The organism is Streptococcus xiaochunlingii, assembly GCF_006385805.1.
Classification (GTDB): domain Bacteria; phylum Bacillota; class Bacilli; order Lactobacillales; family Streptococcaceae; genus Streptococcus; species Streptococcus xiaochunlingii.
In genome coordinates, this window is the sequence record NZ_VFSG01000001.1 from 161786 (window position 1) to 174854 (window position 13069).

General features: G+C 41.6%; 10 protein-coding genes. 7 read left to right on the forward strand and 3 right to left on the reverse strand.

Annotated elements, in window-relative coordinates; translation table 11 throughout:
- Window positions 1-130: 130 nt before the first annotated feature.
- From FJR71_RS00910 to FJR71_RS00940, 7 genes are all read left to right on the forward strand, one after another.
- On the forward strand, window positions 131-1081 hold the full coding sequence (locus tag FJR71_RS00910) for a competence protein CoiA (RefSeq protein WP_125329620.1): 951 nt from the start codon (window positions 131-133) through the stop codon (window positions 1079-1081).
- 70 nt (window positions 1082-1151) lie between these two features.
- Complete coding sequence (gene pepF, locus FJR71_RS00915) at window positions 1152-2954, forward strand: oligoendopeptidase F (protein ID WP_140813861.1); 1803 nt, start codon at window positions 1152-1154, stop codon at window positions 2952-2954.
- Window position 2955: 1 nt separating this feature from the next.
- The gene (locus FJR71_RS00920) at window positions 2956-3669 is read left to right on the forward strand and encodes an O-methyltransferase (protein WP_048689248.1); all 714 of its coding nucleotides are present in this window, start codon (window positions 2956-2958) and stop codon (window positions 3667-3669) included.
- A 77-nt stretch (window positions 3670-3746) separates the two neighbouring features.
- Window positions 3747-4688 carry a peptidylprolyl isomerase PrsA gene (gene prsA, locus FJR71_RS00925; protein WP_048689251.1) on the forward strand — a complete coding sequence of 314 codons (942 nt, stop codon included), beginning with the start codon at window positions 3747-3749 and terminating at the stop codon, window positions 4686-4688.
- 291 nt (window positions 4689-4979) lie between these two features.
- The gene (locus tag FJR71_RS00930) at window positions 4980-5465 is read left to right on the forward strand and encodes an LURP-one-related/scramblase family protein (protein ID WP_048689253.1); all 486 of its coding nucleotides are present in this window, start codon (window positions 4980-4982) and stop codon (window positions 5463-5465) included.
- A 15-nt stretch (window positions 5466-5480) separates the two neighbouring features.
- Window positions 5481-8099, forward strand: coding sequence for an alanine--tRNA ligase (alaS, locus tag FJR71_RS00935; protein ID WP_061563770.1), 2619 nt, complete (start codon window positions 5481-5483; stop codon window positions 8097-8099).
- Window positions 8100-8379: 280 nt separating this feature from the next.
- On the forward strand, window positions 8380-9036 hold the full coding sequence (locus FJR71_RS00940) for a CPBP family intramembrane glutamic endopeptidase (protein WP_140813862.1): 657 nt from the start codon (window positions 8380-8382) through the stop codon (window positions 9034-9036).
- A 150-nt stretch (window positions 9037-9186) separates the two neighbouring features.
- On the opposite strand, the gene nrdF is transcribed toward FJR71_RS00940, so the two are convergent.
- The 3 genes from nrdF to nrdH all read right to left on the reverse strand — a co-directional run bounded on the left by nrdF (window position 9187) and on the right by nrdH (window position 12780).
- Complete coding sequence (gene nrdF / locus FJR71_RS00945) at window positions 9187-10146, reverse strand: class 1b ribonucleoside-diphosphate reductase subunit beta (RefSeq protein ID WP_048689261.1); 960 nt, start codon at window positions 10144-10146, stop codon at window positions 9187-9189.
- A gap of 123 nt (window positions 10147-10269) precedes the next feature.
- Window positions 10270-12429, reverse strand: coding sequence for a class 1b ribonucleoside-diphosphate reductase subunit alpha (gene nrdE, locus FJR71_RS00950; RefSeq protein WP_048689264.1), 2160 nt, complete (start codon window positions 12427-12429; stop codon window positions 10270-10272).
- Window positions 12430-12561: 132 nt separating this feature from the next.
- Window positions 12562-12780 carry a glutaredoxin-like protein NrdH gene (gene nrdH, locus FJR71_RS00955; RefSeq protein ID WP_006596951.1) on the reverse strand — a complete coding sequence of 73 codons (219 nt, stop codon included), beginning with the start codon at window positions 12778-12780 and terminating at the stop codon, window positions 12562-12564.
- Window positions 12781-13069: the final 289 nt, after the last annotated feature.

The window sequence follows — 13069 nt, forward strand, 5'->3', positions numbered from 1 at the left end:
TGAGCAGTCGCTTTACATGTAAGAATGATCATATCTAAACAAGGAGCTTGTCTCCTTTTTTTCTTGCTCTACTATATAAGTGTCTTCATAAGTGTCTTCGGTTACGAATTATATAAGTGGAGGTGATGACATGTTTATTGCGAAAGATGCAAAACAGCAGCGTTGGAATTGTTTGGAGAAGATCCCGATGAAAAAGGAGGGCCCTTTTTTCTGTCTCTTGTGTGGAAAGGAAGTCCGCTTAAAGAAAGGGCCCGTGATGCGTCCTCATTTTGCTCACATTAGCCTAGAGGATTGCCCCTTTCATCATGAGACGGAGAGTCCAGAGCATTTGGAGTTGAAATTGGGGATTTATCAATGGGCCAAGCAAAACTCCGATGCTGAAGTAGAAAGTCCTCTGCAGGCTTTCCAACAGATTGCGGATGTTCTCCTTCCGAATCAAAAGATTGCCTTAGAAGTGCAATGTAGTTCCTTGTCTATGGAGCGTTTGAAAGAACGGAGCGATGCCTATCACAAGCATGGCTATCAGGTCTATTGGTTGTTAGGGAAGAACTTATGGCTCAAGAAAAGTCTATCAGCTCTGCAAGAAGGTTTTGTCTATTTTAGTCAAAATAGGGGCTTTCATCTCTGGGAGTTGGACCTTGAGAAGCAGGAAGTTCGACTCCACTATCTCATTCATCAAGACTTACGAGGGCGTCTTCATTATCGGACTCAACATTTTCCTTTTTATGGAGGTAATCTGTTAGAAGTTTTGCGGACGCCTTATGCTCAACAGAGCTTGCAACAAATGACAGTCCCTCTAGACAGACAGTTTAAGGACTATCTTCGTCAAAAGCTATATTACCGTCATCCTAAATGGATGGCCCTTCAGGAACAACTCTATCTGAAAGGAAAGCATCTCCTGGAATTGGACTTGGAAGCCTTTTATCCCCTTTGTCGGCCACTGAAGTCTTCCCATTTTATCCAGATTAGGGGAGATTGGCGAAGCTATTACCAGGACTTTATGACCTACTATCGTCGAACTGGAATGAAAGCGACGCAGACTCTTTATTCACCTCGTTTTTATCAGAATGGGAAAGCTTAAATTTCCGTGAATCAAATACCCCCAAATGGTAATATATGTGATAAAATAGAAACATTGGAGGATTTTTGTAATGGTAAAACAACGAAATGAAATTGATGAAAAATACCAATGGGATTTGTCGACCATTTTTGCGACAGACCAAGCTTGGGAAGAAGAAGCAACTGCTTTAGCTGCAGCGATTAAAGATGCTGCCCATTTTGCAGGCTCTTTATTGTCTTCTCCAGCCAACCTATTAGAAACCACAGAAGTTTATTTGGACTTGAGCCGTCGTTTGGAGAAGGTCTATGTCTACGCCCATATGAAGAATGACCAGGATACACGCGTAGCTAAATACCAAGAATTCCAATCAAAAGCCATGTCTCTATACAGCCTTTTAGGGGAGACCTTTGCCTTCTACGAACCAGAATTTATGGAGATCACCGAAGAGCAATATGCCAACTTCTTGAAAGAAGTCCCTGCCTTAGAAGCTTATGCTCATTACTTTGACAAATTGCTCAAAACCAAAGAGCACGTTCTTTCTCAAAAAGAAGAAGAGTTGTTAGCTGGAGCGGGTGAAATCTTTGCTGCGGCAGGGGAAACCTTTGAGATTCTGGACAATGCCGATATCGTCTTCCCAATGGTGAAAGATGACCAAGGGCAAGAAGTACAGTTGACTCATGGAAACTATATCTCTTTGGTAGAGTCGAAGGATCGCCAAGTCCGTAAGGAAGCTTACCAAGCCTTGTATGGTGTCTACGAACAGTACCAACATACTTATGCCAAGACCCTTCAGACCAACGTCAAGGTCCACAATTACAATGCTAAGGTTCGCAAATTCTCTAGCGCGCGTGAAGCAGCTCTTTCTGCTAACTTCATCCCAGAGAGTGTCTATGATAGCCTGGTAGAGGCAGTGAACAAGCATTTGCCACTCTTACAACGCTACGTGAAGTTGCGCTCAAAAATCTTGGGAATTGAAGATTTGAAGATGTATGATGTTTACACACCATTGTCTTCTACTGATTACAAGTTCACCTACGAAGAAGCCCTTGCTAAGTCTGAGCAGGCTTTAGCGGTGCTTGGTGATGATTACCTATCACGCGTGAAGCGTGCCTTCACCGAACGTTGGATCGACGTGCATGTCAACCAAGGGAAACGCTCAGGTGCCTATTCAGGTGGTTCATACGATACCAATGCCTTTATGTTGTTGAACTGGCAAGATACATTGGACAATCTCTTCACCTTGGTGCATGAGACTGGCCATAGTATGCACTCCAGCTACACCCGTGAAACCCAACCTTATGTCTATGGGGACTATTCGATCTTCCTTGCGGAGATTGCATCTACAACCAATGAAAATATCTTGACTGAGCAACTGTTGTCAGAAGTAGAAGATGATGAGACCCGTTTTGCTATTCTCAACCACTTCTTGGATGGCTTCCGTGGTACAGTCTTCCGTCAAACCCAGTTTGCTGAGTTTGAACATGCGATTCACAAGGCCGACCAAGAAGGACAAGTCTTGACCAGCGAATTCTTGAATGAGCTGTATGCGGACTTGAATGAGAAATATTATGGTCTTTCAAAAGAAGACAATCCAGAAATCCAATACGAATGGGCTCGCATTCCTCATTTCTACTATAACTACTATGTTTTCCAATATTCGACTGGTTTTGCAGCAGCCTCTGCCTTGGCTGAGAAGATCGTTCATGGAACACAGGAAGATAAGGACAAATACCTAGAGTATTTGAAGGCCGGAAATTCGGACTACCCACTCAATGTGATCCGCAAGGCAGGTGTTGATATGAAAAAAGAAGACTACCTTCATGCCGCCTTTGAAGTCTTTGAACGTCGTCTCAATGAATTTGAGGCCCTCGTTGAAAAATTAGGATTGGCCTAAGATGGTTGAGTCTTACAGTAAAAATGCTAACCACAATATGCGCAGACCAGTTGTGAAGGAGGAAATAGTCTCCTTCATGCGGGAGCGCCAAGCACCGGTAACCGATGCTTTAAAGGAGCTAGAAGAATTTGCTCGTCGGGAAAATATTCCCATTATCCCTCATGAAACGGTCGCTTTCTTTCGTCTCTTTTTGCAGACCATGCAGCCCAAGTCGATTTTAGAAATTGGGACAGCGATTGGCTTTTCAGCTCTCTTGATGGCGGAGCAAGTGCCTGATGCAAAGATTATGACCATTGATCGCAACGAGGAAATGATTGGTTTTGCTAAAGAAAACTTTGCTCGTTTTGATCAACGCAAGCAAATCACCCTCTTAGAGGGAGATGCGGTGGACCTGCTGGAGCATATTGAACAACGCTTTGACTTGATTTTTATGGATTCGGCTAAGTCCAAGTACATCGTCTTTCTTCCAGAAGTTCTCAAACGATTGGAAGTTGGGGGAGTCGTGATTTTGGACGATATCTTCCAAGGAGGAGATGTGGCGCGTGATATTATGGATGTACGGAGAGGACAACGGACCATTTATCGAGGCTTACAACGTCTCTTTGATGCCACTTTGGATCATCCTGGTTTGACAGCCAGTCTGATTCCCCTCGGTGATGGCATTCTCATGATTCGTAAAAATCTGGAAGAGATTTCTTTGCCGACAGAAGAGTAGCTTTTAGACTTATTTAAGTTATCCTGTTGAATTTGTGGTAAAATAGTAGCAGTGAATTTTAGAATGGAGAAAAAAACATGAAGAAAAAATTTGTAGCTGGAGCGGTGACCCTTTTATCAGTTGTAGCGCTAGCAGCTTGTGCAAAAAGTGGCAGTGACAAAGATATCGTCACAATGAAGGGAGATACCATTACTGTTGGTGACTTCTATGATGAAATCAAAAACAACCAAGGTGCACAACAATACCTTTTCCAAATGACGATTAACAAAGTCTTTGAAAAAGAATACGGCTCAAAAGTCTCAGACAAAGATGTTGAGAAAAAAGTTGATGAGCAGAAAAAACAATTGGGTGAAGCCTTCAAGAGCTACCTCACTCAACAAGGTTTAACAGAAGAAACCAACAAACAACAAATCCGTAGCAATCTTTTGTTAGAGTATGCGGTTGACCAAGCTATTTCAAAAGAGTTGACAGACGAAGCTTACAAAAAAGCATTTGAAAGCTATACACCAGAAATCACTGCAAATGTGATTAAATTGGATTCAGAAGAAAAAGCAAATGAAGTTCTTGCAAGTGTAAAAGCTGAAGGCGCAGACTTTGCACAAATCGCCAAAGAAAACTCTACAGATGCTAGCACCAAAGATAAGGGTGGAGAAATCAAATTTGACTCTGGAACAACAACTGTTCCAACCCGTGTTAAGGAAGCAGCATCTAAGCTTGATGTAAATGGTATTTCTGATGTTGTCATTGTTCCTGCTAGTCAAAACAACGCTGGTAGTTACTATATTGTGAAAGTAACCAAGAAGGAAGAAAAAGGATCAGATTGGAAGAAATACGAAAAACGCTTGAAAGAAATTCTAACGGCAGATCGTAAAAATGATGCCAACTTTATCCGTAGCATCATTGCTAAAGCAATGACAAATGCCAATATCAAGGTGAAAGATGATGCCTTCAAGGCAACCTTCAACCAATACATGCAAAATATCGGTGCAACAACAGAAGGCAGCTCATCTTCTAAATAAGGATATTAGTTGACGACCATTGTATTTATCTGTATAATGAGATAGTTGAGAATAAATCATTTAGAATCGGATGCAGAGAAGTGGCGGGGGTGCGAGCCATGGAAGAGGAATGATTTTGCTACTCAATAGAACAATTACATAATCGAATGAAGAATGACAAGTTCATTGAATGAAGGTGGTACCGCGGTTTTTCGCCCTTCGTTAGTGAGCTTGTCTTTTTTTCAGCATCTTCTACCGGAGATCCTTTCTAATAAGAGAAAGGCCTTCCTATAGATTTGCAGGAGGAAACTGATGAAATCGTATCTGGTCAAACAAAAGTTTCGACTTGGAGGGGAACGCTTTGACATCAAAAATGATCTGGGAATGGTAGAATACCATGTAGAAGGTTCATTTTTTAAGATTCCTAAGACCTTTACTATCTATGATGTTGCTGGTGAACAGGTCAGTGAGATTAGTAAAGAAGTCTTAACTTTCCTACCACGTTTTAAAATTCAACTGAGTAACGGAGATAGTTTTTATATCCGTAAGAAGTTGACTTTTTGGAAGGATAAGTATGAATTTGATAATCTTGGTCTTCGCATCGAAGGAAACGTCTGGGATTTGAATTTTAAATTGCTAGATAACCGCGATCAAGTGATTGCCGAGATAACGAAAGAACTTTTCCATTTAACCTCAACTTATACCGTAACCGTCTATGAAGACTCTTATGCAGACCTAGTTATTTCTCTCTGCGTCGCAATTGACTATGTAGAAATGCTAGAAAGTCAATCAAGTTAGTAAAAAGGAGACATCATGAAACAATTATCTAGTGCACAAGTCCGCCAAATGTGGCTTGATTTCTGGGCGACCAAAGGTCACTCAGTAGAACCATCCGTTAGCTTGGTTCCAGTAAACGATCCAACCCTATTGTGGATTAACTCAGGGGTTGCAACCCTTAAGAAATACTTTGATGGGACTATCATTCCTGAAAATCCACGGATTACCAATGCGCAAAAAGCCATCCGTACCAACGATATCGAAAACGTAGGGAAGACGGCGCGTCACCATACTATGTTTGAAATGTTGGGGAACTTCTCAATTGGGGATTACTTCCGTGATGAAGCCATTACCTGGGCTTATGAACTTTTGACAAGTCCTGAATGGTTTGACTTCCCTAAAGACAAACTTTACATGACTTACTATCCAGATGACATAGATTCATACAATCGCTGGATTGAAGTGGGCGTGGATCCAAGTCACTTGATTCCTATTGAGGATAACTTCTGGGAAATCGGTGCGGGACCTTCTGGACCTGATACAGAAATCTTCTTCGACCGTGGAGAAGCCTTTGACCCAGAAAATATTGGAATTCGCCTTCTTGCGGAAGATATCGAAAACGATCGCTACATCGAAATCTGGAATATCGTTTTGTCACAATTTAATGCGGACCCAGCGGTTCCTCGTAGTGAATACAAGGAATTGCCGCACAAGAACATTGATACGGGCGCTGGTTTGGAGCGTTTGGTGGCGGTGATCCAAGGGGCTAAGACCAACTTTGAAACAGACCTCTTCATGCCAATCATCCGTGAAGTTGAGAAATTATCTGGTAAGGTTTATGACCAAGATGGCGATAATATGAGCTTCAAGGTTATTGCAGACCATATCCGTTCGCTTTCATTTGCTATCGGTGATGGTGCCCTTCCTGGAAATGAAGGTCGTGGTTATGTCCTTCGTCGTCTTCTCCGTCGTGCTTCTATGCATGGTCAAAAATTAGGTATCAATGAGCCTTTCCTTTACAAACTGGTTCCAACTGTTGGCAAAATCATGGAAAGCTACTACCCAGAAGTGCTTGAAAAACGTGACTTTATTGAAAAAATCGTCAAGAGCGAAGAAGAGTCATTTGCCCGTACTCTTCACTCAGGTCAGAACTTTGCCCAAGGTATTGTCGCAGACTTGAAAGAAAAAGGCCAAACAGTTATCGCAGGTCAAGATGTCTTCAAACTCTACGATACTTATGGATTCCCAATGGAGTTGACAGAAGAAATCGCTGAAGAAGCTGGTATGACAGTCGACCGTGAAGGTTTTGAAGCAGCCATGAAAGAGCAGCAAGAACGTGCGCGTGCTTCAGCTGTTAAAGGCGGCTCCATGGGGATGCAAAACGAAACCCTTCAAAACATTACTGTTGAGAGTGTCTTCAACTACAATGCAAGTCAATTGCCTTCAAAATTGGTGGCTATCGTAGCAGATAACGCAGAAGTAGAAGCTGTTTCAGAAGGAACTGCATCTCTTATCTTTGCAGAAACTCCATTCTACGCTGAAATGGGTGGACAAGTAGCTGACCATGGTCAAATTTTGGATGCTAAAGGAAATGTCGTAGCAACTGTAACAGACGTTCAAAAAGCACCAAACGGACAAGCTCTTCATACTGTTGAAGTTCTTGCTCCACTTGCTTTGAACCAAGAATATACCTTGGCGATAGATACGAACCGTCGTCACCGTGTCATGAAGAACCACACAGCGACTCACTTGCTCCATGCAGCTCTTCACAATATCCTTGGCCACCATGCTACTCAAGCAGGATCTCTTAACGAAGTAGAATTCCTTCGCTTTGACTTCACCCACTTCCAGGCAGTAACTCCTGAAGAATTGCGGGCTATTGAGCAACAAGTCAATGAGAAGATTTGGGAAGCCATCGCAGTGGAAACAGTTGAGACTGACATTGATACAGCTAAAGAAATGGGAGCTATGGCCCTCTTTGGTGAGAAATACGGTAAAGAAGTCCGTGTTGTCACCATCGGTGACTACTCAGTGGAACTCTGTGGCGGTACCCATGTAAGCAATACTTCTGAAATCGGTCTCTTCAAGATTGTCAAAGAAGAAGGGATTGGATCAGGAACTCGCCGTATCTTGGCAGTGACTGGTAAAGAAGCCTTCGAAGCTTACCGTGAACAAGAAGATGCTCTAAAAGCAGTCGCAGCAACCTTGAAAGCCCCTCAACTCAAGGAAGTACCTCACAAGGTTGAAGGACTTCAAGAGCAACTTCGTCAATTGCAAAAAGAAAATGCTGAATTGAAGGAAAAAGCAGCAGCAGCGGTAGCAGGCGATGTCTTCAAGGATGTTCAAGAAGCAAATGGACACCGTTATATTGCCAGCCAAGTTTCAGTTTCAGATGCAGGTGCCCTTCGTACCTTTGCAGATAACTGGAAACAAAAAGACTACTCTGATGTCCTGGTTCTTGTCGCAGCAATTGGTAACAAGGTCAACCTTCTCGTAGCCAGCAAGAACAAAGATATCCACGCAGGTAACTTAGTTAAAGAATTGGCTCCAATCGTCGATGGACGTGGTGGTGGTAAACCAGACATGGCCATGGCAGGAGGAAGCAACCAAGCGAAAATCCAAGAATTGTTGGATGCCGTAGCAATTAAATTGTAAGCAACAAGAGATCTACCTTCGGGTAGGTCTTTTTGTATGGTAAACTGTTAAATCTTTGTAAAAACTTTTTAAGAAGTACTTGTAATTTTTGATAAATACATTACAATAAATATATAGGAAAAAGAAAGTGTCTTAGATATTGCTCCATTGTCGATTTGAAGGCGCAGTCCGAGGCCCTCATAAAAATCCTAAGTTTGACAGCATAATAAATAATCAAAGGTAGATAATTGAATTAAAAAATAGACTTGGAATAGGAATCGAAAGGAAAAAGGAGTGTTGTATGAAGGGGAACAGTATCTGGAAAAATGTTGGTTTGTATGCCTTGGTGGTCTTCTCTCATTTTATTTTATTTTCGAGGATTCTTGCTAGTTGCTTGAATGTTCTCGTTGAGGGAGGTTCCGAGCCTCTCATTCTCTTGATATTCGCTTTGGTATCTGCTCTCTATATTTTTGGTTTGTGGAAATGGTACCAAAAGGGTTGGAAACTTGAGGTTAAAAAGACCAAACTGACGTCCACGATATGGTTACCCATTGGATTATTAGTTGCCTTTATTGCTCTTCAAGCCTTGGTCTCGGGTGAATCGTCTAATAATCAAAGAAGTATTGAGTTTTTCTTGGAGTTATTTCCTGCCTTCGTTTTTTTCTATATTATTTTTATTGCTCCCATTATTGAAGAATTCATAACTAGAGGCTTAATGGCCAAGTATCTATTTTCAAAGCAAGAAACCCTAGGACAGACCTTGCTCTATATTGCTCTTTCTTCTAGTTTATTTTCTTTTCTCCATCTTCCGTCTAGTCTAGGGCAATTTCTAATTTACTTTATAATGAGTTCAATTTTCGCTTTAGCGTATCTGACTAAGGAAGATATTCGTTATGCCATTGCCCTGCATATAGCAAATAACCTGATCGCTTCTCTCCTTATCTTCTTGCTTCAATAAAGAAGAATGGGGACTAACATACCTACCAAATCAGCCCTTTCCAAATCTGGAAAGGACTGATTTGTTTATTTGAGATAGTTTCTTCTGCAGCAAGGCTAATTTTTAGCATAAAAAAACAAAAAAACCTTTCCATCTGGAAAGGTTTTTGTCTTATAGGCCATAGTTGTAATCGTCATCCTGCATGGCTTCTACTTCACCGAGAAGATAACCATTTCCGACTTGAGAGAAGAAGTCGTGGTTGGATGTACCGGTTGAGATCCCGTTCATGACGATTGGGTTGACATCATCCGCTGAGTCAGGGAAAAGGGGATCTTGTCCCAAATTCATGAGGGCTTTGTTAGCATTGTAGCGAAGGAAGGTCTTGACTTCCTCTGTCCAACCCACACCGTCATAGAGGCTCTCTGTATAGCCTTCTTCGTTTTCATAGAGGGTGTAGAGCAGGTCATACATCCATTCTCTGAGTTTTTCTTGCTCGTCTTCTGGTAATTCGTTAAATCCAAGTTGGAACTTGTAGCCGATATAGGTTCCGTGAACAGATTCGTCACGAATGATCAACTTGATGATTTCTGCCACGTTGGCCAACTTGTTGTTTCCAAGATAGTAGAGCGGTGTGAAGAAACCAGAGTAGAAGAGGAAGGTTTCAAGGAAGACGCTGGCTACTTTCTTTTCAAGGGGAGTCCCATTGAGGTAGATCTCGTTGATGATTTCTGCCTTCTTTTGAAGGAAGGGATTGGTATTGGTCCATTCAAAAATCTCTTCGATTTCTGACTTGGTATTCAAGGTAGAAAAGATAGAAGAGTAAGACTTAGCATGAACAGATTCCATGAATTGGATGTTGTTAAAGACAGCTTCTTCATGAGGAGTACGAATATCCGCACGAAGGGCTTGCACACCCGTTTCGGATTGCATGGTATCCAAGAGTGTCAATCCACCAAAGACTTTACCAACTAGGTCTTTTTCTTTATTCGACAACTTTCTCCAGTCATCCAAGTCGTTTGACAAAGGGATACGTGTATCCAACCAGAATTGTTCGGTTAGCTTTTCCCAAGTCGATTTATCGATGACATCCTCGATGGCATTCCAGTTAATGGCTTTGTAGTAAGTTTCCATTTGAAATCTCTTTCTTTTTCTAATTCATTCGATCATACAATCATTATTATTCTAACACAATTGTTAGAATACTGCACAAAAAGTCGGCGAACCGACTTTTTGGTAGCAATGGATCAGAGTGTCTTAGATGACACAGCTTTCACATTGGTTCGCGCCAACTTCTCCACCATCATCGGTAAAGGTACGGACGTAGTAGATAGACTTGATTCCCTTGTTAAAGGCGTAGTTGCGAAGGATAGACAAGTCACGAGTGGTTTGTTTGTTTTCAGTTTTCCATTCGTAAAGCCCTTTTGGAATGTCACTGCGCATGAAGAGAGTCAGTGAGAGTCCTTGGTCTACATGCTCAGTAGCCGCAGCATAGACATCGATGACTTTACGCATATCCATGTCGTAGGCAGAAGTGTAGTAAGGAATGGTTTCCGTCGACAATCCTGCTGCAGGATAGTAGATCTTCCCGATTTTCTTCTCTTGGCGTTCTTCAATCCGTTGTGTGATTGGGTGGATAGAAGCAGATACGTCATTGATGTAGCTGATAGAACCATTTGGTGCGACAGCCAAGCGGTTTTGGTGGTAAAGACCATCTGCCTTTACTTTATCACGGAGTTCAGCCCAGTCTTCTGCACTAGGAATGAAGATATCTTTAAAGAGTTCTTTGACGCGATCAGATTTTGGTACAAATTCTCCGGTTGTGTACTTATCAAAGTAGCTACCGTTGGCATAGTCTGATTTTTCAAAGTTGTGGAAGGTAACACCACGTTCACGCGCGATATTGTTGGATTCTACGAGGGTCCAGTAGTTCATGAGCATGAAGTAGATGCTCGTAAACTCAACAGACTCAGGTGATCCGTATTCGATCAATTGTTGGGCAAGGTAGCTGTGAAGTCCCATGGCTCCAAGACCAAAGGTATGCGCTTGGCTATTTCCGTGGTCAATTGTTGGAACAGCTACAATGTGAGAGCTATCTGTGACGAAGGTCAAGGCACGAACCATAGCTCGGATGGAACGACCAAAGTCAGGTGAGGTCATCATGTTAACCACATTGGTTGAACCAAGGTTACATGAGACGTCAGTCCCCATTTTAATGAATTCTTGAGCATCGTTGATCAAGCTTGGCTCTTGAACCTGGAGGATCTCTGAACACAAGTTACTCATGATGATCTTGCCATCAACTGGGTTTGCACGGTTAGCAATATCAATGTTGACAACATATGGGTAACCAGATTCTTGTTGCAATTTAGAAATTTCAGTTTCCAAATCACGGGCCTTAATTTTTGTCTTGCGGATATTTGGATTAGCGACCAACTCATCGTATTTTTCAGTGATGTCGATGTAGTTGAATGGCACTCCGTATTCACGCTCTACAGAGTATGGGCTGAAGAGATACATTTCTTCATTCTTACGAGCCAACTCGTAGAACTTGTCTGGCACGACGACACCAAGTGAAAGGGTCTTAACCCGAACTTTTTCATCGGCATTTTCTTTCTTAGTAGAAAGGAAGGCGATAATATCTGGGTGGAAGACGTTAAGGTAAACCACCCCAGCACCTTGGCGTTGTCCCAATTGGTTAGAGTAAGAGAAGCTATCTTCGAAGAGTTTCATGACTGGTACTACCCCAGAAGCGGCTCCTTCATAGCCCTTGATTGGTGCTCCAGCTTCACGAAGGTTGCTGAGGGAGATTCCAACCCCACCACCGATACGAGACAGTTGAAGGGCAGAGTTGATGGAACGACCGATCGCATTCATATCATCGGTTACCTGAATCAAGAAACAAGAAACCAATTCCCCACGGCGGGCACGTCCGGCATTTAAGAAAGAAGGAGTAGCTGGTTGGTAGCGTTGGTGGATGATTTCATTTGCGATGTCTTTAGCAATTTCTTCATTTCCATCCGCAAAATAGAGAGCATTGAAGAAGACGCGGTCTTCCATGCTTTCGAGATAGTACTCTCCATCATTTGTTTTCAGAGCATACTGGTTATAGAATTTATAGGCAGCCATGAAGGACTTGAATTGGAAGTTTTGATCTTTGATAAATTGGGCCAATTCTTCCAAAAATTCAGGACGGTACTTCTGAATGAAGGCTGTTTCGATATAGTTGTATTCAATAAGGTAGTTGATTTTATCCGTTATTGAATCAAAGGCCATGGTATTTGGCACAACATTTTCTTTGAAGAAAGCATCCAAGGCTTCTTTATCTTTATGAAGCATGATTTGACCGTTAACTGGACGGTTGATTTCATTATTAAGACGGAAGTAGGTTACGTCTTCAAGTGATTTTAATCCCATAATATTCCTTTTTCTAATTCAAAAATAAAGGGGAGGCAAGCTCCCCTGTACAAGTAAAAGGGCCAGGGGAACACTGTAGTAGAGAACTACAGTATTCCATTCCCTAGACCAATCAGATCCTGTTTGATAGTTTTAAGATAATTTCTTGAGCTTAGCTGGTTGGAAGCCAGAAAAGACTTCATCTGCCGTTTGGATAACTGGTGCAGCGTTGAAACCAAGGTTCTTCACATGGTCTACAAACTCAGGTTGCTCATCTAGATTAATTTCACGGTATTCAACGTGATTGGTATCTAAAAAACGTTTGGTCATTTTACATTGAACGCAATTATTTTTTGAATAAATTGTCACCATAATGTGATCTAACTCCTCTAAATTCATAAATCTGTTTCTAGTATAAACAAAAGGTTTTTCCTTGTCAAGAGTTTTAACTAAATATTGTGCACATAAATTAACTATATCGAAGGATACCACAATATGTAGTATTGTAAGAATTAGTGAAAATTGAGGAAAACGTGATAAAATATAGGTTTTTTAAGTCAAAGGAATTCGAACCATTTTCCTAAAATTCTATATACTGTGTCCATGAAAGCAATTCTATTTATTTAATAGAAGAAAGTAAAAAAGTAGTTTAAAAGAAGAG